Annotated in this window: 20 protein-coding genes; 2 read left to right on the forward strand and 18 right to left on the reverse strand. The window is 37.5% G+C overall.

The window, feature by feature from the left end:
- Positions 1–7 precede the first annotated feature (7 nt).
- The 3 genes from ACIQXI_RS12950 to ACIQXI_RS12960 all read right to left on the reverse strand — a co-directional run bounded on the left by ACIQXI_RS12950 (position 8) and on the right by ACIQXI_RS12960 (position 7191).
- Positions 8–3061, reverse strand: coding sequence for an efflux RND transporter permease subunit (locus ACIQXI_RS12950; protein WP_402925354.1), 3054 nt, complete (start codon positions 3059–3061; stop codon positions 8–10).
- 905 nt (positions 3062–3966) lie between these two features.
- Complete coding sequence (locus tag ACIQXI_RS12955) at positions 3967–5544, reverse strand: peptide chain release factor 3 (protein WP_402925356.1); 1578 nt, start codon at positions 5542–5544, stop codon at positions 3967–3969.
- Positions 5545–5724: 180 nt separating this feature from the next.
- Positions 5725–7191: a UDP-N-acetylmuramoyl-L-alanyl-D-glutamate--2,6-diaminopimelate ligase gene (locus ACIQXI_RS12960; protein WP_402925358.1), complete on the reverse strand. Its 1467-nt coding sequence runs from the start codon at positions 7189–7191 to the stop codon at positions 5725–5727.
- A gap of 269 nt (positions 7192–7460) precedes the next feature.
- Here ACIQXI_RS12960 and ACIQXI_RS12965 point away from each other — a divergent pair, with 269 nt between their 5' ends.
- Positions 7461–9065, forward strand: a complete 1605-nt coding sequence (locus tag ACIQXI_RS12965) for a two-component system sensor histidine kinase NtrB (RefSeq protein ID WP_402925360.1) — start codon at positions 7461–7463, stop codon at positions 9063–9065.
- Positions 9066–9088: 23 nt separating this feature from the next.
- Here ACIQXI_RS12965 and ACIQXI_RS12970 read toward each other — a convergent pair whose 3' ends face one another.
- Positions 9089–10477, reverse strand: a complete 1389-nt coding sequence (locus ACIQXI_RS12970) for an aldehyde dehydrogenase (RefSeq protein ID WP_402925362.1) — start codon at positions 10475–10477, stop codon at positions 9089–9091.
- Positions 10478–10696: 219 nt separating this feature from the next.
- On the opposite strand from ACIQXI_RS12970, the gene ACIQXI_RS12975 reads away from it, so the two are divergent.
- Complete coding sequence (locus ACIQXI_RS12975; protein WP_402925364.1) at positions 10697–10858, forward strand: hypothetical protein; 162 nt, start codon at positions 10697–10699, stop codon at positions 10856–10858.
- A gap of 52 nt (positions 10859–10910) precedes the next feature.
- Here ACIQXI_RS12975 and ssuE read toward each other — a convergent pair whose 3' ends face one another.
- The 14 genes from ssuE to srtB all read right to left on the reverse strand — a co-directional run bounded on the left by ssuE (position 10911) and on the right by srtB (position 25178).
- The gene (gene ssuE, locus ACIQXI_RS12980; protein ID WP_402925366.1) at positions 10911–11441 is read right to left on the reverse strand and encodes an NADPH-dependent FMN reductase; all 531 of its coding nucleotides are present in this window, start codon (positions 11439–11441) and stop codon (positions 10911–10913) included.
- A gap of 259 nt (positions 11442–11700) precedes the next feature.
- Entirely contained in the window at positions 11701–13038 is a 1338-nt protein-coding gene (gene lpdA, locus ACIQXI_RS12985) for a dihydrolipoyl dehydrogenase (protein ID WP_402925369.1), read from the reverse strand.
- Between the two features lie 181 nt (positions 13039–13219).
- Positions 13220–14386: a polysaccharide deacetylase family protein gene (locus ACIQXI_RS12990; protein WP_402925371.1), complete on the reverse strand. Its 1167-nt coding sequence runs from the start codon at positions 14384–14386 to the stop codon at positions 13220–13222.
- 231 nt (positions 14387–14617) lie between these two features.
- Complete coding sequence (locus ACIQXI_RS12995) at positions 14618–16684, reverse strand: catalase (protein WP_402925374.1); 2067 nt, start codon at positions 16682–16684, stop codon at positions 14618–14620.
- A 224-nt stretch (positions 16685–16908) separates the two neighbouring features.
- The gene (locus ACIQXI_RS13000; RefSeq protein ID WP_402925377.1) at positions 16909–17484 is read right to left on the reverse strand and encodes an RloB family protein; all 576 of its coding nucleotides are present in this window, start codon (positions 17482–17484) and stop codon (positions 16909–16911) included.
- 195 nt (positions 17485–17679) lie between these two features.
- A complete protein-coding gene (locus ACIQXI_RS13005) occupies positions 17680–17976 on the reverse strand; it encodes a putative quinol monooxygenase (protein ID WP_402925380.1) in 297 nt (98 codons plus the stop codon).
- Between the two features lie 40 nt (positions 17977–18016).
- Positions 18017–18445, reverse strand: coding sequence for a MarR family winged helix-turn-helix transcriptional regulator (locus ACIQXI_RS13010; RefSeq protein ID WP_402925383.1), 429 nt, complete (start codon positions 18443–18445; stop codon positions 18017–18019).
- A 145-nt stretch (positions 18446–18590) separates the two neighbouring features.
- Positions 18591–19229, reverse strand: a complete 639-nt coding sequence (locus ACIQXI_RS13015) for a nitroreductase family protein (protein WP_402925386.1) — start codon at positions 19227–19229, stop codon at positions 18591–18593.
- 302 nt (positions 19230–19531) lie between these two features.
- Positions 19532–20719 carry a M56 family metallopeptidase gene (locus tag ACIQXI_RS13020; RefSeq protein WP_402925389.1) on the reverse strand — a complete coding sequence of 396 codons (1188 nt, stop codon included), beginning with the start codon at positions 20717–20719 and terminating at the stop codon, positions 19532–19534.
- A gap of 10 nt (positions 20720–20729) precedes the next feature.
- Positions 20730–21089, reverse strand: coding sequence for a BlaI/MecI/CopY family transcriptional regulator (locus ACIQXI_RS13025; RefSeq protein ID WP_402925392.1), 360 nt, complete (start codon positions 21087–21089; stop codon positions 20730–20732).
- Between the two features lie 222 nt (positions 21090–21311).
- Positions 21312–22088 carry a class I SAM-dependent methyltransferase gene (locus ACIQXI_RS13030; protein ID WP_402925395.1) on the reverse strand — a complete coding sequence of 259 codons (777 nt, stop codon included), beginning with the start codon at positions 22086–22088 and terminating at the stop codon, positions 21312–21314.
- A gap of 140 nt (positions 22089–22228) precedes the next feature.
- Positions 22229–23155, reverse strand: a complete 927-nt coding sequence (locus ACIQXI_RS13035; protein WP_402925397.1) for an NAD-dependent epimerase/dehydratase family protein — start codon at positions 23153–23155, stop codon at positions 22229–22231.
- 304 nt (positions 23156–23459) lie between these two features.
- Complete coding sequence (locus ACIQXI_RS13040) at positions 23460–23987, reverse strand: YceI family protein (RefSeq protein WP_402925400.1); 528 nt, start codon at positions 23985–23987, stop codon at positions 23460–23462.
- 408 nt (positions 23988–24395) lie between these two features.
- Positions 24396–25178, reverse strand: a complete 783-nt coding sequence (gene srtB, locus ACIQXI_RS13045; protein ID WP_402925403.1) for a class B sortase — start codon at positions 25176–25178, stop codon at positions 24396–24398.
- Positions 25179–25188 lie beyond the last annotated feature (10 nt).

A 25188-nucleotide genomic window follows, 5' to 3' on the forward strand; every position in this document is an offset into this window, starting at 1 on the left:
CTTGTACCTAAGTCAATTTTCTCGTTTCTTTATCCATTAAGCTATAAACAACTGGCACAATATATAATGTCAGCAAAGTCGATGTAATTAGTCCACCAATGACGGCAATGCCCATCGGCTGATTCATCTCTGTTCCTTCGCCTATCCCAAGCGCAAGTGGTAACAAGCCTAAAATCGTTGTCAATGCCGTCATTAAAATTGGTCGTAGTCGATCTTGTGTAGCAAGTAAAATCGCATCATAGGATGGCATGCCTTGCATCTTTTGCTGATTAATATAATCAACAAGGACGATACCGTTATTCACAACAATCCCTACTAGCACCAAAATGCCAATGACAGACGTCACGCCGAGTAGTGTTTTTGTAGCAAACATCGCAATGGCAACGCCAATAATCATAAGGGGCACTGTAAACATAATAACGAAAGGATATTTAAACGACTCAAATTGTGCAGCCATCACAATATAAACAAGGACAACTGCCAACGCAACGGCTAACAGCATATCATCAATGGCACTATCATATAGCTCTCTGTCACCACTAAAAACAACTTGCGTTGCAGAAGGTAATTTAGCCTTTTCAAGCGCCTGATCGACCTCTTTTGAAATACCACCTAATGACTCCTTCGCTGTGTAGTCGACGAAAAATGCCACAGCTGCTGCTTGATCGGAACGCCTAATGGAGACTGGCCCTTCTTGTACGGAAATGTTGGCGATATCCTCAAGCTTGACAAAAAGTCCTGCTGGTGAGCGAAGCTCCATTGCTTTTAAAGATTCGACACTATCATTAAACACCTGTCCAAAGCCAGTATAGACGGATAACACCGTTCCACCATCAACAATCATTTGTGTCGTCAGTTGCCCCTTTGTCATTTGATTGACTGTTTGGGCAATTTGTGCCGGTACAAAGCCGTAATCCTTTGCTTTTTCACGATCCACCTCTATTTGAATTTCTTGAATCGTTTCATCTAAATCCGTCGTAACATTCGTAACAGCTTGCAGGTCACTTAATGCTTGTTGTACTTTGTCAACTGACGCATGTAAACGTTGTTCATCTGAATCAGTTAAGCGGAATGTCAACGTATTTGGAGAGGAACCCGATGAAGTAGAGACATTAAATGTAATAGTCGCTTGCTCCCCTAACTCATCGTTTAAATCCTTTTCAACTTCCTCAACAAACTCAAAAATAGAACGGTTACGATCTGCTAACGGAAGAAGTTTGACATAGATTTCTGCTTGGTTTGCGGTTGTTTGACCACGCGCTTGCGATTGTTGCGTGCCGCCGATTAAACTAACATACACATCCACATCTTGTTCATCTTTTAAACGCTTTTCGATTGCCGCAACAACTTTTTCTGTTTTGGCTACTGCTGCCCCTTTATCAAGATTGACACTAATTGAAGCGTAACCTTCATCAGTTGCAGGTAAAAATTCCGTACCAATTTTTGATAACCCAAAGAGCGATAAAGCAAAGAGAATAACTGCTGACAACAGAACAACAAGTCGATGCTTCAATACCCACACAATTGAAGCATTATAGCGCTTATAAAACGATGATGCTTGGCGTACTTCATTAATATTGTGCGCTTTCACTTTTAACAGTCGACTTGCTAACATCGGCACAACGGTTAAAGCAACTGATAATGAAGCAATTAAACTGAAGGAAATCGTCAGTGCAAATTCCGTAAATATTTGTCCAATTAAGCCTTCAATAAACATGACTGGTATGAAGACAGCTATTGTTGTTAATGTTGAAGCCGTTATGGCTAGTGCTACTTCTCTTGTTCCTTGCTTTGCGGCTTCTATTGGATTTTTACCAAGTCCTAAATGCCGTTCAACATTTTCAATAACAACGATAGCATTGTCAACAAGCATACCGATACCTAATGCCAATGCACCTAAGGTCATAATATTTAGGGTGAAATTTGCAAAATACATTAATACAAATGTGACGATAACTGAATAAGGTATGGCAATGCCAATAATTATCGGGCTTTTCACCCCACGTAAAAAGACAAATAACACAAACATTGCAAATAAGCCGCCTAAAAGTAAGGAGGAGCCTATGTTACTAATTGCTAAATCTACATAATTTCCTTGATCTACTAAGATGTCCGCGCCGACTCCTTGATATTGCTCCTGTGCTAGTAAGTCTTGTAACGCTTGTTGGAAGGCTTTTGATACTTCAGCTGTATTGGCACCTGACTCTTGCAATACGGACATTAACACAGCCGGATGGTCGTTAGCGCGTGTTTCTGTTAAGGATTTCTGCTCCTCGCGCTCAACAGTCGCCACATCTCCAACGGTAAGTGTTTGACCATCTATTGGATTAACGGACACAATCAAATCTGCAATATCTTGTGGTGTCGTTAACGTACTTATAATTCGTGTCGTCAACAGTTTATCATCCGTCGTTAACACGGGTTCCCCAGGCAGTGACACATTATTCGCTTGAATAATTTGTATAATATCCGCTTGGGTTAAGCCTTTCGCTTTTAATTTCGATTCATCCAATATTACTTGTACTTCTTCAACTAACTTGCCAGAAACATTAACACTTGCCACGCCTTCTGTTCGACGAAGCTCTTTCTCCAATGATTCAGCTAATACACGGACATCTACACTGTCATTTTCTGCACGTAAAGAAAGTTGAATAATTGGAAACTGGGACGGATCAAATTTTAAAAAGCTCGGCTTTTGTGCATCGTTTGGTAAAGGTGTCATATCAATGCGCTGCAAAATATCGAGTTGAACATCTTCCATATTTGTTGTCCAATTAAACTCTAGGACAATTAAATTAGAGCCTTCCTGCGAGGTAGATTGCAGTTTTTTAATACCTGGCAAGGTGGCCAATGTCGCCTCTAAAGGTTTCGTAACCTTTTCATTTACTTCCGTTGAGCTTGCGCCAGGATAAGAGGTGACAACGACGCCAATCGGCGGATTTAATTCAGGAATTAATGTAATCGGAATTTTTAATAATGAGACGCCACCTAAAATAATAACGAGTAGCATTGTAACAAGAGTAAAAACAGGTCTTTTAATTGAAAAATCGCTAATGTTCATTTATTGATACTCCTTTTCTTTCTCTTCTTTCCTAGGATAGCCGAAAAGGGGAATTTTTTATAAAGTAAAACAAATATTGCAGCAATTCAAGCGGGACTACTGATATACTGGCATACTGGCATCATTACGCTTCAGGTGGCGTTTTCCGCGGGCAAGCGCCGAGCCGCTTCCTTCGCTACGCTCAGTCCAGGGTCTCGGTTTGCTTGCTTTTCCCGCTGGAGTCGCCACCTTTCGCTCCATTGAATTATTCTCTATTCATTAAAACCTAACTATTTAAGTATTAGTACTGCCATTATTTCGCTACTGCTGACGTCTTCCGCGGGCAAGCACCGAGCCGCTTCCTTCGCTACGCTCAGTCCAGGGTCTCGGTTTGCTTGCTTTTCCCGCTGGAGTCGCCACCTTTCGCTCCATTGAATTATTCTCTATTCATTAAAACCTAACTATTTAAGTATTAGTACTACCATCATTTCGCTACTGCTGACGTTTTCCGCGGGCAAGCGCCCAAGCGGCTTCCTTCGCTACGCTCAGTCCAGGGTCTCGGTTTGCTTGCTTTTCCCGCTGGAGTCGCCACCTTTCGCTCCATTGAAATATTCTCTATTCATTAAAACCTAACTATTTAAGTATTAGTACTGCCATCATTTCGCTACTGCTGACGTTTTCCGCGGGCAAGCGGCCAAGCGGCTTCCTTCGCTACCCTCAGTCCAGGGTCTCGGTTTGCTTGCTTTTCCCGCAGGAGTCGCCACCTTTCGCTCCATTGAAATATTCGTTATTTCGCCAATATACACGAATTATTCAATAAACACATTGCCACCAACCATTTCCTTATATTGTATATATTCTACATCAATCGCTTATTTTCCTTGTAAAAAAACACGAATCGATTATCTGTCGATTCGTGTTTCTTTTTATAGCAAGCTATATAATTTGATGTTTTCGTTTTTGTCTGCGAACCAGCGCATCGCAAATTCATTTTCAAATAAGAACACAAGATTATCAAAGCGGTCTTTTACAAGCATTGAACGACTTGAAGACATTGATTCTTTGACATCTTCTTCATTTTCAATCCAACGCGCCATTTTTGAACCAATTGGCTCCATTTTCACTTCAACATTGTATTCATTTTTCATTCGGTGCTCAAATACTTCAAATTGTAATTGACCAACAGCACCTAGAATAACTTCTTCTGTATGGAGCGTTTTGTAATATTGAATAGCTCCCTCTTGCACCAATTGTAAGATCCCTTTATGGAACTGCTTCGATTTCATAACATTTTTCGCAGTTACACGAACAAATAGTTCTGGTGTGAATTGTGGTAACTTTTCAAATTGGAACGTTTTTTTGCCACCGACAACAGTGTCACCAATTTGATATGTGCCCGTATCATATAACCCGATAATATCGCCAGCTACCGCTACATCAACCGTTTCACGGTCATCAGCAAGGAACTGTGTGGACTGTGTCACTTTAAACGATTTACCCGTACGAGATAAGGTCATATTCATGCCACGCTCAAATTTGCCTGATACGATCCGTACAAAGGCAATACGGTCACGGTGAGCAGGGTTCATATTTGCTTGAATTTTGAAGATAAAACCAGAGAACTCTGGATACTCCACCGGATCAATGAACTGCTCATCTTCTGTAATACGAGGCTGAGGGGTTGGAGCAAATTGTAAATACGTTTCAAGGAATGTTTGTACCCCAAAGTTTGTCAACGCAGAACCGAAGAACACAGGTGTTAATTCACCACGGCGGATTTTTTCTTCCGAATAGGCATTTCCTGCCTCATTAAGTAGCATAATATCGTCCATTGCTTGTGAGTAATAAGAAGTTACTTTCATTGGATGGTCAACAGCTAGCTCACCATTATCATCGATTGGTAAGAAACGTTCTCCATCTTCCGTGCGGAATTGCTCGATACGCTTGTTATAACGATCATAAATACCAAGGAACTCTTTCCCCATACCAATTGGCCAGTTCATAGGATAAGCATGAATGCCAAGCACTTCTTCAAGCTCTTCGATTAGCTCAAGTGGCTCTTTCCCTTGACGGTCCAATTTATTAATAAATGTAAAAATTGGGATACCACGCATTTTACAAACTTTAAATAATTTTAATGTTTGTGCTTCAATCCCTTTAGCCGCATCGACAACCATGACAGCACTATCTACTGCCATTAATGTACGATACGTATCTTCTGAGAAATCTTGGTGTCCTGGTGTGTCCAAAATATTGATGCGTGAACCGCTATAGTCAAACTGCATAACAGAAGATGTTACCGAAATACCACGTTGTTTCTCGATTTCCATCCAGTCTGATGTTGCAAATTTCCCTGATTTCTTCCCTTTTACTGTACCAGCGTCTCGAATCGCACCACCAAACAGTAAAAGCTTTTCCGTGATTGTCGTTTTCCCAGCATCCGGGTGACTAATAATCGCGAATGTACGTCGTGCTAATATATCTTTTTCTAAATTTGAAGTCATCTCTTCATTCTCCTTTTTCCATACCTACTAATAATAAAAGAAGTCTTGCCTTTCGTACAACCTTTTTACATGAATTCCGCAAAAAGAAAACCTTTTAGTCACAACTAAAAGGTTTTCTATATTATAAAGGGCTTAAACAATTAGCCCCTATTGTCGCGTCAATGGCATCTAATAAAAATTTTAAACAAATTTTAAGTGCCCTGCCTCGATAGCAATTTCTGCGTCACTATGTGGATATTTCGTATTTTCAATAATTTGATAATCTTCATGTCCTTTACCGGCGAAAATAATCATATCTCCAGGTTCAGCTACTTCTATCGCATGTCGTACCGCTTGTGCACGATCTCCGATGCATGCATAATTTTTATGTAGCATACCTTTTGCAAGATCGCCAGTAATACTATCATAATCCTCATAACGTGGGTCATCTGTTGTTAAAATGACATAATCTGCCGCAGATGCCTTTTCTGCCATTGCAGGACGTTTTGATTTATCGCGATTACCACCAGTACCAACTAAGAAAATAAGCTTACCTTTTTTATATGGCCCAGCAGCTGCAATAGCTTTTTCAATGGCATCTGGTGTATGCGCATAATCGACAAAAATTTGTACAGGTAAATCCGAGCACACTTTTTCCATACGCCCTTTTACTGGTGGCAATTGCTCTATTTGTTCAATAATTGACTCCATAGAATAGCCTCGACCATAAAAAGCAACCATCGCCGCCAACACGTTGTAAATATTGAATTCACCTAATAAATGCATTTTTACAGGGAATACACCTTCAGACATGACGACATCAAATGAAGTTGTGTAGTCATGATATTCACAGTTAATGGCACGAAAATCGGCTGTCTCATTATTTAGGCCATACGTCCAAACAGGGAATGGAGTCATAGCGGCATAGCGTTCTGACCAAGCATCATCCGCATTTAGCACCACAAATTTATTTTTTTCTAAATCTTGTCCAAGTTGAGAGAATAATAAGCCTTTCGCGTTGCCATATTCCTCCATCGTACCATGGAAATCAAGATGATCATGCGTAAGATTTGTAAAAATCGCAACGTCATAATCGACACCTGCCAGACGACCTAGCGCTAAGCCATGTGAAGACACTTCCATTGTCATTAAACGGCAGCCTTCCATTTTTGCACGAAAAATCATTTGCTGTGTCGATAACGCATCACTTGTCGTATTGGCAGATTCATATAAAATACCATTTAAATTAAAGCCAATAGTACCTGATAGTGCAGACTTCTCGCCCATACCGTGCATAATATTTTGAATAATACCTGTTACAGATGTTTTACCGTTCGTCCCGGTTACACCAATCATCGTCATATCCTTGGAAGGATAATCAAAAAACTTAGCAGCTAGTAGCCCTACCGCACGATCCGTATCTTTTACAATCACTTGGGCAATGGCGTCTGCCAATGGTAGTTCTCGCTCAGTGACAACAATCGTTGCTCCACCATCGACTGCCTTTTGTGCATAATCATGGCCATCCACTGTGTACCCTTTAATACATACAAACATACTATTCGGTTGCACACTTCGAGAATCAATTACAATATCCGTCACTTGATCCGGTAACACGCCAATAATTTTTTTCAAAGGTAATGCACTTAACAATTCCTCTGCATACATTTCATAGTCCTCCAATCAATCTCAACACTCATTCATCATTCGTTGTTTTTCGACAAAAAATGACCAGTTGAATACCCCCACTTATCTAATGCATTTATTTTACTACTTATTCGCCTAGAAATGAAATGCCTCGCGATACGTTTTTTCAATGAAAACGCTACCATTTTTAAAATGAGCGTGAATTTTAACTATTTTATCAAAAATCGGCATTTATCGACAGCAATGAATCATGTATGATGAGAATATCGATTAAAAATGAGGTGCTACATATGCAACAAAAGGAATTATTACGTATGCGCAATGAAGTTGTCTTACTATTTTATGTGACAGCTATTTTTGCCTATGGCGTGCTTATCATGCTCAATCTTTATAGCAACCTCGATGATCTGGTCGGTGTGATTTTAGTAATATTTTTACCTATATTAGCTGGGAAAATATTAAAAATTAAGCCAGTTGCTATGCAATGGGTAATTATTATTTCAGGAAATATGGCCATTGTTTATCTTAATATCGTCAGCTTTTCTTTGACAAATTTTATATGCTTTATTTTCTATATATTATTAATTACCATCTATCATTCGATAAAGATGAATACCATCTTTAGTATTGTTTCATTACTGGAAATAATTGTTTTATCCTATTACCATCGCAGTGCAACTGAATCTATAGTGCAAAATCAATATTTTGCTACCTTTATTTTTGTTGTACTATTACTTACTATTATTGGCTGGATTCAATCGCGCCATTTACGCCATTATTGGTATCGGCTTAGTGAAATGAACTTACAGAAAAAACAAGAGTTATTATCCCAAGAAGCATATTTACATCTATTTTTCCAACATGCCACTGATTGTATTGCGGTGTTTAGCTTGGATAATCGTATTCTTGATGTCAATCCTGCTTTTGAGGAAGTATATGGCTGGACAAGGGAAGAAATTGTTGGCAAATCCATTCCGCTCGTTCCCCCAGAAAATGTGTTGGAGGCAGAACAGCGTTATGCAAGTTTATTAGAAGGCAAAAGCTTTAAGCTATTAGAAACACAAGATATGCGCAAAGATGGTACGGTTTTCGATGTAGAAATTTCTCTCTCACCTCTTTATGATGGAACAAATAAAATGATAGCTATCTCTGCTATCTCACGCGATATATCTTATAAAAAGGTCAATGAGCAGCTTTTATTACAATCAGAAAAGCTAAAAATGGCAGGTGAAATAGCCGCCGGTGTGGCCCATGAAATTCGGAATCCAATGACTGTTATTTCTGGTTTTGTACAAATGATGGGTAATGAACAGAATGCAAACTGTCAGGCTTACACAGAAATTATTCAGTCAGAAATCGAGCGAATCAATTTAATTATTGGTGAGTTTTTAGTGTTATCTAAACCTCATGTCGAACAATTGAAAGTTGTCTCGCTGAACGATGTCATTACGAAAATTAGCCAATTATTCCACCTTGAATTTCAAAAGCATGGCATTACCTTTTCACTGCATATCGTCAGTGAAGATAACTTCATCCTAGCTAATGAAAATCAATTAAAACAGGTCTTTATCAATATTATAAAAAATGCCATTGAAGCAATTGAAGCAAATGCTACTGAAGGGGAAATTATTGTCTTTATAGCGAAGGATGCTGAAGGATTGAATATGGTAACCATTACAGATAATGGTGTTGGTATGTCAGAGGCTTTAGTTAAGCGGATTTTCGAGCCTTTTTATACGACCAAGTCAACAGGAACAGGTCTTGGCATGCTCATTACAAACAAAATTATTCAAGAACATGGTGGCACAATTGCTATTGAGAGCAAGGTTAACTATGGGACAACGATTAAAATAAAATTACCACAAGCAGAAAATCAAGAGGTTGGAGGTGTCTAAAGCATTAGACACCTCCTTTATCATTACTTCATAATCGTACGAATAAGCTTAACTTTTTGTTTATATGGTGGAAAAAGAACGTTGGTTTCGAGCTTTGAAGATTTTTTTAATATTGATTTTGGATGTGTAAAATTTTCAAAGCTTGCCTTGCCGTGATATGCATTAACACCCGATGGTCCAACCCCACCAAACGGCAAATGCTGATTTCCTACATGTGTTACCGTATCATTAATACAGCCGCCGCCAAATGGCAACTCCTCTAAAAAATAGTGAATAGCTTTTTCATGTTCAGAGAAAAAATACGCCGCTAAAGGCTTAGGCAATTGACGAACTTGATGAATGGCTAGCGGTAAATCATCATACACCATAACAGGTAAAATCGGACCAAATAACTCCTCTTGCATTGACGGACTTGACCATTTTACATATTCAATAATAGTCGGCTCAATATATAGATCATCTCGATCAGTCCGTCCACCATAGGTAATGGTGTCACGTTCCTCCACTAAAATTTGGTGCAGGCGATCAAATTGTCTCACATTAATAATCCGACCGTAATCAGGGCTTTTCAGCGCATTTTTTCCGTAGAAAGAACGAATCGTATCTTTTAGCAGTTTCATAAAACGATCATAAACGTCTTTATGGACAAGCAAATAGTCAGGTGCTACACACGTTTGACCAGTGTTTGTGAATTTTCCCCATGCAATTCGTTTAGCAGCCACTTCTAAATTGGCTGTTTGATCGACAATTGCTGGACTTTTCCCACCGAGTTCGAGCGCTATCGGCGTTAATCGTTCAGCTGCTGCTTTCGCCACTACTTTACCGACTGCCACACTGCCTGTAAAAAATATATAGTCAAACGATGCATGGATAAGTGCAGTCACTTCTTCCTTTGCTCCTTCGACAACACGTATATAACAAGGATCAAACGTCTCTTCCACTATTTTTTTCACAATATTCGCCGTATGTACAGACGTTTCAGAAGGTTTGACAATCGCTGTATTGCCACCAATTATCGCGCCAATTAATGGCTCCATCACAAGCTGGAATGGATAATTAAATGGACCGATAATTAACGTCACACCATATGGCTCACGAACAATAAAGCTTTTTGCCATTTGTAGTTGAAGTGGGGTTTTAACAGTTTCCGGCTTTACCCATTCATCTAGATTTTTCACCATATAAGAAATACTATCCATGACAATACCAATTTCCGTTGCGTATGCCTCAAATTCGCTTTTTCTTAAATCTAAATATAATGCATTCAAAATATCTTTTTCATACTTTACAATACTTTTCTTTAAGTTCATTAATTGTTTTTTTCGAAACTTAACATCTTTTGTAGCGCGAGAAAAATAAAATTGTCGCTGCTCTGTAATCATATTTTCAACATCTTGTGGCGTAAAATTCATAAATAAACACCCCTTTTTTTTAATGCGATACATAGTTTTGTCTTTTTTGAAACAAACTATCTTTGTCTATACGATACAACATTAATGCTTAAAAATCCTCTTTCTGAAATGGGTGTGATGTAAAAAAACAGCAATTACAACGAATGATGCCATGTTTTATTTTGTGAATCTCGGGAAATATACAACTACATATTGAAATCGAAACGGGGGCGTAGATAAATGACAACAACAGGAACTTGGTGGGAATCCATTTTTTCAGGCGCATTATCACATGGAGTATGTGAGGAGAAATTATTGTTATTGCAAGATGAAGCTTTTTTATATCTTTCTACATCACCGTCTGAAAACGACAATTTTATGGAAGAACCTGAAGTAAATTAATAAAAAGCGCATCGTAGGGCCAAATATCCTGTGATGCGCTTTGTTTTTGTCCTTAGTTCACAGCTGCAATGCGCTGTATGTTTTTAAGTTCCACTTCTAATCGATTCATTGCTTCCTCCTCAATGGCAAAACTACCATCCTCTAACCGAATAATTTGTTTATCAATAATATACACTGAATGAGCTATATCGGTTGCACCTAATACGGCCAATACTGGTTTTAGTGCATATTCTAATGCAAGTAAATGACCTAAAGAACCGCCAACTGCTATTGGTAGAACCTTTTTACCGACTAATGCTTTTTGCGGTAATAAATCTAAGTAAGTCTTTAATATCCCTGTATAGGATGCTTTATAGATTGGCGTTAAAATCACAACAATATCCGCTTCCTCCACCTTTTGATTTTGTGCTTTAATTGCATCATTTTCAAAGTTTGCCGTTATTAATGCAACAGCGGGTAGTTCATGTACATGAATTATATGTGTTGTGCTAAAGGCTGACAAAAAATGCTCGATTTTCTCCTGAATTGCCGTGACGCGAGAGTACCTTGTATTACTCCCATTTATCATGACTACTTTGGTCATATTACTCACTCCTTTTATCATTCATCTTCACAAAATACCTAGCGTTAGCCTGCCAAGCTCTTTTCCAAAAAAGAGGCTTCTATTTTACAGTCCTGATTGCTGTAAAATAGAAGCCTCTAGAAGTCTAGCCAGCTTACTGTATTAAATACCTAGTAATCCTATAAAATTAATTTAACACAACATTTAATAAAGTCAATACTTATATGGCATTTATCAAAAAAAGGCTGCCACATCTAAATGTGCGCAACCTCCCATTAGGTTATTGATGAATCGCTTTGTCAAATACTGCTTTTGCCCCATCGCCAATATGCTCTGATACTGTGGGATGTGGAAAAATCATATTTGCTAAAGCACTTACTGTACCTCCAGCATTTTTCGTAGCTAAAATAGCATTGAGTATTTCTGTAGCACCATCAGCTACGACACATGCTCCTAATATTTGCCCATCCTCTTTCGTTGTCATCAGCTTAATAAAGCCTTCTACATTTCCTTCCATTAGCGCCTTTGGATTCGTATTCAGTGGCATTTTTGTTACCGTATATGCTTGTTCAACCTGTTCTTCTAGCAAGCCAAATGTCGCAATTTCAGGTTGGGTATAGACACAACGAGGGATAAGACCTTGATCAACCACTGTTCGTTTAACCCCCATAATATGGTCTACTACATAAATGCCTTCCGCACTAGCGGCATGCGCTAACTGATAGCCCCCAACTAAGTCACCAATTGCATAAATATGTGGATGGCTCGTCTGATAATGCTGATTGACGGCAATTAATCGACCATCAAATGCAAGCTCAAGCTGTTGCGCAATTTCTGTATTGGGACGGCGACCCGTTGCGAATAATAAATTCTCATATGTATAGATGCCTTTTGATGTATAAATATCATTGCCATGAAAATGCTCAAATTGGAAGTTTGTGATAAGTTCAATACCGAGATTTTTCATTTTTTCTCGTATAATTGGTCGCGCATCTGGTTCTTCCGTTTGCAATATATCTTCACTATGATTGAGCATGGTAACTTTTGTGCCAAGTGGTGCCAAGCTAAATGCCATTTCAACTGCGATTACACCACCGCCAATTATAGTAAGCTGTTGCGGAAGTTCAGCTATTTCGAAAAAAGTATCCGTTGTATAATATGGCGAATTTTTCAGTCCTTTAAATGGCGGTACAAATGGCTTACTACCTGTTGCTAACATGACATCTTTCGCTACAAAAGTTTCTTGACCAACCGTTACCGTTAAATCGGCAGCTACTGTAGCCTCACCACGGTAGAATGTGATGTGATTGCTGGCAATAAAGTGTTCAATATTTGCCAAAAGCTCTTGAATTATTGCATTTTTGCGCTGCATTAATCGAGGAAAATTCACATTGATGACTGGCGTTTCAATTCCCCAATCATTGCCTCGTTGAATTTCTTGCACTAATTTACTATGCTCTAACAAAATTTTTGATGGAATACAGCCTACATTGTAACATGCTCCTCCAACCTTATACCGTTCTACTAAAGCAACTTTCATGCCACTTTTAGCTGCATGAATAGCGGACGCATATCCACCTGGGCCTGCACCAATTATAGCAATATCAAATTGTTCCACTTCGATTCACCTCACGTACCACCTTAACATTTACAAAATTTGAATGCAATGCCATATGACAACGTGTTTATGAATGAAAAAAGCCTCTCATGTGAGAGACTTTTTATAGGATACTATAGCTTTAACTAGGCATCGGCAATGTTCGGCGTTTACACGTCGAGCACAAGCACTTTTTATTTCATTATTTATTGAAATTTATCCAAAATACCTCTTTGCTTCCGTCTTGCTTAATAATAATCGTTTTAACGGAATAGCCACCTGCTTCGTAATTTGCGATATTCTCTTCCGTCGCCATCGCTCTTACATTCGTACTGGCTACCACTCGATAACTACCAAAATTACGTTGTAACTGGCGCTCATCCTTCACCATTTTATATAGCTCAAAATGTGCCTCTTTCGCGTGAAGCGTACCTTTATTCATATCACTTTTCAACCAAGTCTTTAGCGTCACTTTATTCGAATTTACATTGGCTTCTACTTGAATATCTCGTTGTCGATAAAGTTGCTCAGCCTGTGTTTGATGTTTTGCTAAAATCTTTTTTAATTCTTGGGCTGACACGCGATTGCTAGAATCAATTCGTTTAATATGCACTGTGCCTTGACCTAATACATTGTAGCCACCTTGTGTAGAATAATCGATTGTATAACCTGCTTTTTTTACAGCTTGCTCTGCAACTCGATCATAAACACCGTATGGATAGGCAAAGGACTTCGGCGCTTTCCCTGTATATTGTTCAATTAATTGATGAGCTTTTATTAAATCCTCTTGAATGTATAGGAGGCGCTCCTCATTTGTTAGTGGCTCTCCATTTTTCTTCTGATTAAGTATGATTGCCTCATTTTTCGGCGTATCATTTTTTCCACGCCAATGTAAATCATATGTATGATTGCCTATATGCATAACACCAGCATCAGACATGTCCTTTATTTGCTGCCAGTTCAACATAGGTACATTTTTTCTAACGCCTGTCTCCACGTCATTGGCGATAATAAATAATGTTGCTTGCATGCCCATTTCTTTTAAAATAGGGTAGGCAATTTTATAAACACTTTCATAGCCATCATCTATTGTTAAAAATACGGATTTCTCAGGAACACGTCCATGCCCTTGTAAATAGGCGATAAGCTGTTCCTCCGTAATGGTTGAATAGCCATTGTCCTTAAGCATTTTCAACTGCTCACGCAAGAGTTTTTCGGTAATATTAATATTGGTAATTTCCTTATAATCACCAAATGAATGATAGTTAATGACTGTCACTTGTTTAGCATTACTATATTCATAAAATTTTGTTGGTGTTGCTGCCAGTGCCTGCTCTGACATTGTTATAAAGTAGCAACAAACCACCACAAATAATATTATCCTCCTAGTAAAATTCATAATATTGGTTCCTCTCTCAAAATATAGTCCATATAAGTATATATGAAATAACGAAAGATCGAAAGAGAGCGGGACAAAAGTGTTAGATGGACTCTAGTCATTCTAACACTTTTGTTGTACCGTTGTTGTCCGCTACGGTAATGCTTCTCGCTCAGTAAATTGTCAAAATTGTTTACGTGCCTGGCACTCGAAAGCATTCAATTAATAAATATTGCGCTGCCAGAAGCGTTGCTGTGCAATGGCATCTACAAATTTTTTAGCAAAGCTGGCATTTCCAGTCGCTAAAATAATGCCTGGCCCTACGTTTGCATTCGACATATTAAAAAATGTCGTTCCTGTTGCAGCAATACCAATTGGTTTGTAATGGCGGTACGCTTCATTAATGTAATTGACGATATAAGTGTTAAACTTTGCTTGGTTGTCTGCGCGAACCCCTACCACGTATAGAGAATCAAATAGGACAGCATCTGTCGTAATAAATGTATCACTCGCTGTTAATTGCACACCATTACTACCTGTCACCACACCGAGTCTATCCGATATAATGCTATAGCGAACTCCTTGCCTTGTTAAATATTTCAGCACTTCCCCCACTTCATTGGCGTCAAATCCATCTCCTATCAAAACACCGACTTTAAGTGTTTGTGGCAATTTCACCGTATTTGCCTGACTGAGTGCGGGCGAAGATGCCGTAACATTTACTTGCTCACCTGTTGGCCGATTGACACCGATATTATCTGCAACTGTCGTCGCCATCGCTTTATCGACATGAACGAACATATCAACGACTTGCTGGCGAACTGATTTGCTTTTAACCTTTCCTACTTCGAAGCTAAAGGCATCAATAATATGCTGTTTTTCAGGAGGCGACATGCTATTCCAAAATAGGCGGGCTTGTGAAAAATGGTCATTAAAGGACTTGCTTCGAGCTCTTGTAATACGTCCCTCGACCTTTTGTTCGTAATGTACATATCCCCCCTCTTTTGCTGTAGAAGTGGAGGGTGTATTGCCAGCAAGCGAATTTTTATGATAGCTCACCTTGCCCGTATTAATCGTTTGGCGGCTAAAGCCATTGCGTTGATTATTATGAATCGGGCAAACCGGTCTATTAATCGGAATTTCTGCAAAATTTGGTCCACCTAGACGAATAAGCTGTGTATCGATATATGAAAATAAGCGCCCTTGCAGCAATGGATCATTCGTAAAATCAATGCCGGGTACTACATTTCCTGGGTGGAAGGCGACTTGCTCTGTTTCAGCAAAAACATTATCAACATTGCGATTCAATGTCATTTTGCCAATTCTTTTAACAGGTACTAGCTCTTCTGGCCATAGCTTCGTAGCATCTAAAATATCAAAATCAAATCTAAATTCTTCCTCAGGTTCAATCATCTGAACCCCAAGCTCAAATTCTGGATAATCCCCAATCTCTATCGATTCCCATAAATCCCGTCGTTGAAAATCGGCGTCTTTGCCCCCTATGATCTGTGCTTCATCCCAAACAAGAGAGTGCACGCCTAACACTGGCTTCCAATGAAATTTCACAAATCTCGATCGACCTTTGTCATTAACAAAACGGAACGTATGCACCCCGAAACCTTCCATCATGCGAAAACTTCTAGGAATCGTTCGATCTGACATATGCCACATAATCATATGAGCGATTTCCTGATTATTGGCAACAAAATCCCAAAACGTATCGTGTGCTGATGCGGCTTGTGGCATTTCATTATGGGGCTCCGGTTTTACAGCGTGAATTAAATCTGGAAACTTAATGGCATCCTGAATAAAAAACACCGGTATATTGTTACCGACCAAATCATAATTACCTTCGTCCGTATAAAACTTCGTCGCAAATCCACGAACATCACGAGCTGTATCCATGGAGCCTAAGCTGCCTACGACGGTTGAAAATCGAACAAAGACAGGTGTCTTTTTCCCAGGTTCCTGTAAAAAGTTTGCTCGCGTATACTCCTTCATGGACTCATAAAGTTCAAACTCACCATGTGCTGCAAAGCCTCTAGCATGCACAACTCGTTCCGGAATTCGCTCATGATCAAAATGCGTCATTTTTTCCCGAAAATGAAAATCCTCCATAATGGTTGGCCCACGAACGCCAGCTTTCAATGAATCTTCATCATTGGAAACTTTCAGCCCCTGATTGGTCGTCATCTTTTTACCATCATTACTCACACGAAAGGCTTCTAGCTGTTGATCCTTCGCATTCTCAGTCAAATCCTTGCCCTGATTTGATTTAGACTTATCCACGAGATCCCCTTTCTTACTGTCCTATTTGCGCTCTATATACACTGTATGTTTTAAAGACATAAACATGAATAGCGTATAAGGGAAACTACTCATGCTATCTGACTGTTAGGGTTAGCGGGATGGCGTACTTCCATAAATCGAAGCTCTATCACTTTCCTTTCTATAAAAAAACAGGTTTTCTATCTTTGAATAGAAAACCTGCAAAATAGCAGAATATGCTGATTTTAAAATATGTACTGGATCATATCATGTATGTTGCAATAAGGATTATCACGATTATCAGAATTTCTTAGGGACATCATTTCCGCGCAATTTTTCATGGCAACCTCGTGTAGTAAAGCTATTGGTGCAATAATTGATTCATCCGCCTTATGACGAAAATAACGCGTTACCCCTAAATGCTCTGCCATCTTATGGTTTAACACTGCACGTGGATATTTTTCAGATACATCCACTTCTTCAAAATGTAACAATAGCCACAATTCAAACGCCTCATTCGAATAAGCAATATGAATATTTTTTTCTTCACAGAACATATTTACTTCATCTAGCTGTTTATCTGTTAAATCATCCTTATCAAAAACAATCCATACTTCATCACAATATTGGTAACTGGAATCACGGAAAGCATGCTGTGCTAGCTTAATTGCAGAGCGCTTCACATTTTTTATTTTCACACTGACCTTCTTAGAACGTTTTAAAATTCGCAATTGCTCAAAATAAATACGCTCCGTTTCACCCTCACAGTAAATTAATATCGTTTTACGTATTGTCCGATTGCCATGTTGATGTACGCTCACTGGTCAAATACCTCCACTTCACGTAAATATTGATTGGATAAGTATTCATTTTCGAATTTAACTTTAAATAAAGCTTTTCTTTATTGTATGCAGCTAACATGACTCATGCCAAAACAGTATGTAGCAAGTGTCTTAAAAATCCGGCGAAGAATAAAAAACACACCCCAAGAATGAACTTCTTAGGGTGTGACAAAATTATGCTTTAACTGGTTCTCCACTGAATACTTTTAAGTCCATTGGAGCAGCCATGAAAGTTTGCGCCTTTTGAGTAAAAGCAGTGAAATGCTCACTTGTATTATGAATGGCAGTAGCTTCTACGTCTTTCCATATTTCAACCATCGTATAATGGCAATCTTGTTCAGTCGACTTCATTAAATCATAGCTAACGTTACCTTCTTCAGCTCTTGTAGCTGCAAGAAGCGTCTTTGCTTCTTGTAAAAAAGCTTGCTCTTGGTCTGGTTTTACTTGAAGATGTGCGTGAATAATAATCATTGTGATCCATCCTTTTTAGTGTATTTATTAGTAAAAAATTTTAATAATCAATTATATTGTTTTGCATACGCAAAAGCATATTAGATAATACTTCTAATTCTTCTGCGTTGAAATCATGCAGCATTTGATTCACGAAAAGAATCTTTTCTTTTTTGTAACCGACAATTTGTTTACGGCCTTCATCCGTCAGTCGAACAAATATTTCACGATTATCAGTCGGGTTCCGTCGTCTTGTTACCATGCCATTTGCCTCAAGCTGTTTTAAATGACGAGTAATAGCACCACTGTCTATATTAACTGCTTTTTGAAGTGTTGATTGATTAATTTCATCTGCCTCATAAAGCTGATAAAGCAATTCATAGCGTGAGGCGCTAATGCCTGTACATCGTTCAAATTTTGGGCTAATTTGATTATTAAGCCCTTTCAGTAGATGTAATATTTGTTCTTGATTTGAAAGTGAACATCGCATCCATTGACCTCCTAAATAATTTATGAGGCCAACATAAAGGCGAGGCTACTATTCATTGAACGCTCAATCATTGACCTGTCAATAAATATAATATAAAAATATTTATCATGCAACATTAATGATCGTAACAGTGCTTATTGTAGCATTATTTCCAAATTGTCGTTTTATCGACAGGTAAGCGATACGATTGAAATCCTTCATGAGTTGCTTTGCCGATAGTAAGTAACATAACCGGAATATAGCGATCTTTCTCCAAACCATAAGCTTCTGCAATCAGTTCCTTCTCATAACCACCAATTGGATTCGTATCATAGCCGTAAGCACGAGCTACTAGCATAAGTTGCATCGAGACAAGACCTGCATCTAGCATAACCGTATCTTTCATTTCTTCTTCTGACATTTTTTCATAGACCGGTTTAAAAGCATTTAATTGAAATTCTTTTACTTCCTTCGGCATATAGCCAAGTTCAACTGCTGAGCTGTATATTTCTTCCGCGTAATCAAAATTATTGCGATCAGCAAAGACAGCAATTACTGCGGAGGCGCTCATAACTTTGTCTTTATTAAATCTAGAAAGGGGTGCAAGTTGTGCTTTCCCTTGTTCACTATCAATCACGACAAATCTCCAAGGTTGCATATTAATAGAAGAAGGTGCTTTTGATGCTTGAGCAATTATTTCTGTCATTTCTTCACGGCTTATTTTAACGGTAGGGTCATATTCTTTAATAGAACGACGTCCGTATACAATTTCATTGAAATCATTTGTTTTTTGATATTTTTGCATGGTGCAACGAATCCTCTTTTCTGTTTTTGTTTGCTATATCAACAATTGACTAGTCAATGATTGATACGTCAACTAATATAATATGAAATTGAGAAATAAGCAACTCTAAAGATCCGTACCCCAAAAATTGGATTAACTCTACGGAAATTGATAGAACTTTGCATACCATAAATAAAAAGCTATCACTTTGAATAAAAATATTCAAAACGATAGCTTTGTCTGTTGCTTGGCTATATTACTTTTTCATTATTGCTCAAAAAGAGCTTGAGATTTTTCTATTGCTTCTAGTTACAGTGGTTATGTTATTGATTTTTATAGATTCCACTTTCCCCTTCAATTGCTATAGCACCATCTTCTGTCTTAACAAGAACAATATTACTAATATCATCTTTTACTTCTTTACCGTTTATTTCTACTTTTCTCTGTCCAGTCGCTGATTTTCCTTCATCATTCATTGCGGCTTCATTTTGTACATTCATCTCAAGTTTTAAATCTTTCGTTATCTCTACTTGTTTTGCCGTTTCTTTTGGAGCCTCTGACGCTTGTCCAGTTGTAGCAAAAATAGTCACACCACCTACAACAAATGTACTTGCTAATGCTACTCCTAAAATCGATGTTTTCTTTAATTTCATAATAGAAACAATCCTTTCTTCAATTCCATTTTTACTAAAATTATTACAAAGCGGGGTCATTTTTTGACTTTTTTCAGCCATATGGATAAGAGCTAAAGCGTATTCTGATTTTGCTCCAACTCCTAATTGGTGAATTACTTTTTCATCACAGGATAATTCAATATCTCGATTGACAATATAGAACATAATCCACACTAGTGGGTTAAACCAATGCAGCGCTAAAATAACCGTCAATAGTATCTTCCATAAAATATCCAGTCTCTTAATATGCACGTATTCGTGGGCTAAAACAAATTGGAGACTTCTTTCATCGTGCCAATCGGTTGATTTCGGAAAAATAATGACTGGTTTAATAAGTTTGTATGTTAATGGCGCTGTTATTTTATCGGATACAGCAATTTGAACAGTTCTTTTTAACTTATTATCTTGTAACCATTTATTTAAATAAACATTATTTTTCACAGGTATTGCTGTTTGAAATTCTTTATAAGACCTAACATAAAATACTATAAAGAATAGGGAAACCATGAGTGCACCAATGAACCATATCGATAAAGCAACGTCGCTCTTTAAAGTAAGCATTACATGATGATAGATAATGTTAGATTGGTGCTGAATTTCAATGGCATCTTGCGTATTTTCTAATCCTTTTGCTGGCATGATATTAAATAGACTTTGCATCATTGGCTGAAGATGAAGTTTTGAATAAAAAGAATAGGGAACAATAAGTTTTAATGCAACGATTCCCCAAAGAATTAATAATGTTACCTTAGGTATTTTATTAACAAATAATAACCTGATGAACAAAACACTAATTAGTAATATAGAAGCGTCTAAACTCATTTGTATAATATTCATGTTTTATTCCTTACTCAAGATCTTTAACAATCTGTTTTAGTTTATTAATATCACTAGAAGATAATTTTTTTTGCTCTATTAACGATGCGAATAATAAAGATGTTGAACCATTAAACATTTTGTCAATCAATTCTGTTGTTTCTTGTTCTTGAATTTGTTCTTTGGCAATTAAAGGACGACATACAAAATTCGGTTCAATCCTTTCAATTGCTCCCTTTTGGATACATTTCTTGATAACGGTATAGGTAGTGTTTTTATTCCAACCGATTTTTTCATTTAATTTTTGAGAAAGTTCTTTAGCAGTCAAATCCCCTTCTTGCCATAAAATATCCATCACTTGTAATTCTGAATCAAATAATTTAATTTCCATACGCGCGTACTCCTTTAAATTAGTAGACTATTGCAATAGTCTATAAACACATACTACTGCGATAGTCTGGATTTGTCAAGACTATTACAGTAGTCTAAAATAAAAAACCTGCATTCGATATACTATCTCATGCAGACCCTGTTAATAGTCGATTATTTTCTTCAATTATTGCTATTACACCTTTTCATTTCTCTATATAGTGTAATAGTAGAATTTATATAATTATTTCACCGCTCTCCATATTGTCCATCTATCTCTTTCGACGATATCCACATCGATTGCTATTGACGCATCAATATGATTTATCAATAAGTTTAATTCCAAATCATCTAATTCATGTAAAATGCTTCTTCCAGTTCTCTCACGTAAGTCATTAAGTAATTGTTCTTTAGTAGCATACACTTTTCTAGTTTCCCATAATTGTATTTCTTCAATATCTCTAAATCCAACTTCTTTCAGCTTTTCTCTTACAGATTGACTATTATGTCTACGTTTCGTCTCTTTTTCAGCTAATCTTGGGAAAAGCTCAAAGAAAAATCCTCTAAGATGACTTTCATTGCCTGCTAGTAAACAATCTTCTGGGGTACGATCCTGTACAATAAAATAGCCGCCATCCTGTAATAATCTATATGCCTCATTAAAACAACCTTGTAAATCCTCAATATGATGGATCAAAGCTCTTTCAAGTAATAAATGAAAACTGTTCCGATTTAAGCCACTATCAAAAGCAGTGCCATACTGAAACGTGATGTTTTTATAGTTTTTACAGTTTTCTTTTGCTCCCGTAAGCATAGCTTGCGAAAAATCCACACCTGTAACAGAATCAATGCCCATGTCGGATAGTGCCTTACAATAAATACCACCACCACATCCAATATCTAAAGCCTTGGAAATAGTTTCAATTGGTACAAGTTTGTTTATTGCTTTTATCCACGATTCATCAGCACTTCGAGTTGTATAAGTACTACCATTATTTTTGCTATGAAAATCAATTCCCATTTTCTATCCCTCTTTTCAGCATGATTTAAAACAATATAAACATCATTTTACTATAAACCCCAAAATATAATGCGATTCCCTAAAGCCAAATCAACAAAAAAATCTGCGTTCGAAATGAGCGCAGACCCGGTAATTTACTATTAAATTTCCACAATTTTTTCTTTCTGTAATGCTTGGATTGTCAGCTCAATACCTTCTGCAAATGTCTTTTTCGGCTTCCATCCAATTGCGTTGGCCAGTTTTTCATTATTTAAAAATGAATGCTCTATATCCCCTTCCCTTGCTGGGGCATACAGTATCTCTAATGGATGATTTAAATGTTGTAACAATAATATCACTTGATGAAGTGACCACGCTTCGTTTGTTGAAACATTATAGATGCCTTGAAGTCTCGCTTCTACTCCCTCATAAATGGCATCAGCTATATCATCTACATAAATGAAATCGCGGGTCTGTTCTCCGTCACCAAAAATAGTAAATGGCCGACCTTCAAGACTACTTTTCAACATACTAGGGATGACAGCCGCTTCTCCTTGCATAGATTGCCTAGGACCAAAGACATTGGCAAAACGGTAAATTAATGTTGGTAAGCGATAATCACGTTGCCACTTTTCACAATAGGTTTCACCGATACTTTTATTTAATCCGTACATCGAAACAGGCTCACAACTATCTGTTTCTTCAAGTGGAGGGTAATTGCTATTCCCATACACCGCCGCAGAAGAGGCAAAAACAAAATGTTTGACGTTGTATTTCGATGAATAAAAAAGCATTTGGCTGAGCCCTACGATATTGGTTAAAATGTCCTTCATTGGCTCCTGGATAGATAATTGTACGCTTGTTTGCGCCGCACAATGAATAACAACATCAAAAGCAACTTCTTTAAAGAAATGCTCGCACACCTCATCCTCAACATTTAATAAATAGGATTTATGCTCAAAATCGATGTTGCGTAGATGCCCTGTACTTAAATTATCAATAATATAAATATTGGCACCTTCCTCAAAAAATCGCCTTGCCACAGCACTGCCAATAAACCCATAGCCACCTGTCACTAATACATTCATCCCATCGCCCCCAAAAACAATATGATGTTTTATATGCATGAATTGCTAAAAATATGCAAGTAACATATTACTGGATTATTTTAACAGACTATAAAACATGGTGATATATCTCTATACGAATGTCGTTGAAAAGATGCTTAAAATCCGTAAAACTAGTAGCTTGCAGCTTCAGTAAAAAGATAAAATCCACTCACACTTCCAAGCATTTAGTGACAGCGTATCGCGAGCGTTAGCTAGCGATGCACTGCCACCTTGCCACAAGAAGATGAGTGGATTTTAACAAAAGTATTTTTTATAACAATTATTAAGCAGGGTTAACTTCTAGTTCAACAGAAATTTTAATATCTTTTCCTACAAGAACACCACCAGTTTCTAGTGCGGCATTCCATGTTAAACCAAAGTCTTCACGATTAATTGTCGTTTCTGCCTCAAAGCCATATACTTCCTGACCCCATGGATTTGTACCTTTACCGTTAAATTCTGTATCGAATGTTACTGATTTTGTTACATCTTTAATTGTTAAATCTCCAGTTAGTGCATACTCATCACCTGATTTTTTTGTAATGCTTGTTGATTTAAACGTAATATTTGGGTATTGTTCTGTATCAAAGAAATCAGCTGCTTTTAAGTGATTATCGCGATCTTCGCTACGTGTGTTAATGCTTGCTGCATCAATTGTAATGCTAATGTTTGCTGTTGTTAAATCAGCAAGATCTGCCGCTTCTATATCAGCTGAATAAGAGTCGAATACACCTTTTACTTTTGATACCATCATGTGTTTTACTTGAAAGTTAATTGCTGAGTGTCCTAAATCGATATTCCATTTTGCCATTTTAAATTCCTCCAATTTGTTATGTTTTATATCTCGAATTCGAGATATATGTTAAAATATGAAGTAACTACTTTAATTATGTTACCCAAAAATAAATGAGCTAAACAAATGTAGTTACTTTGTGTACTTCTAAGCTTATTTTCCGTTACTAAAAGTAATCAATTACTTTATGTAACTTACTATATATTAATAATTAATTTACGTCAAGTAATTTATTTATTTTTTACAAAAGCGCAAAATAGTGCCGTTACTGTCTGCTACGGCGGTCGCTTTTCACGGGTATTCCAGCGATATACAAGCTTTTATCGGCGATTCATGAGGCCTTATCGGTGATTTCTCCTATCATATCGGCGATTTGAGGGCTTATATCGGCGATTTCTCCTATTTTTCCAGCGATACGAATCCCAATTATTTCCGCTTTACTAATTTCCCTTGCACGACAAAGCGATGGTCATCACTTATGACGGAATCCTTACAAGTAGAAAGTGTAATAATTTTATCCTGTGGTCCTATATCGACGTTCATATTAATTGTTGAACGCTTTTCAACTTCCCCGATAAAATGCATAAACTCTTCATCTGTTTTAAACTCTGTTTCAATATAATAAAAATCGATTGTCGTTTCATATGCTGCGAATATTTCCACATCATACCCTTCATATAGAGTATCAACATAAATTGTTCGATGGGTATTAGCATAATCTTGATCCAAGTATTTTTTTAACGTGCCAAACATCGTTCCATCTTTCATGGCATGACCATATAAGATCGTATTGCGACTTATGTCCAGCGCATCATTACGATAATCCATAAAAACACTACCTGCACGACTTGCCCGGTTTTTAAAATTATGGGTTAAATAAAAATCATTATTATCCGCTTGTAAAATTGGATTGTTGAGCTTCGTATCATCGATTGAAATCCAGCCTACAATTCGCTGATTTACAGCTAGTAAATCTTGAAACTGAGGTCTTATTGTATAATTCGCTTTGATGTCATCCGTCAATATTTCCTCATGTTCGACTTCTTCGTTTTCAATGGTTGCCAATGTTTCAGCATAAATCGTTTGTACTTCTTTTAAAGATTGTGCTGCCTCATAATATGTGTAGAGGTATTTTACAAGCGCAAAGCCCGAATATAAAAATATCCCGATATAGAAAACTGTTAAAAGTTTTGATGTCCATTTTTTCATTGCTTCACCA

Source organism: Lysinibacillus sp. NPDC097195 (genome assembly GCF_044762075.1).
In the GTDB taxonomy this organism is placed as follows: domain Bacteria; phylum Bacillota; class Bacilli; order Bacillales_A; family Planococcaceae; genus Lysinibacillus.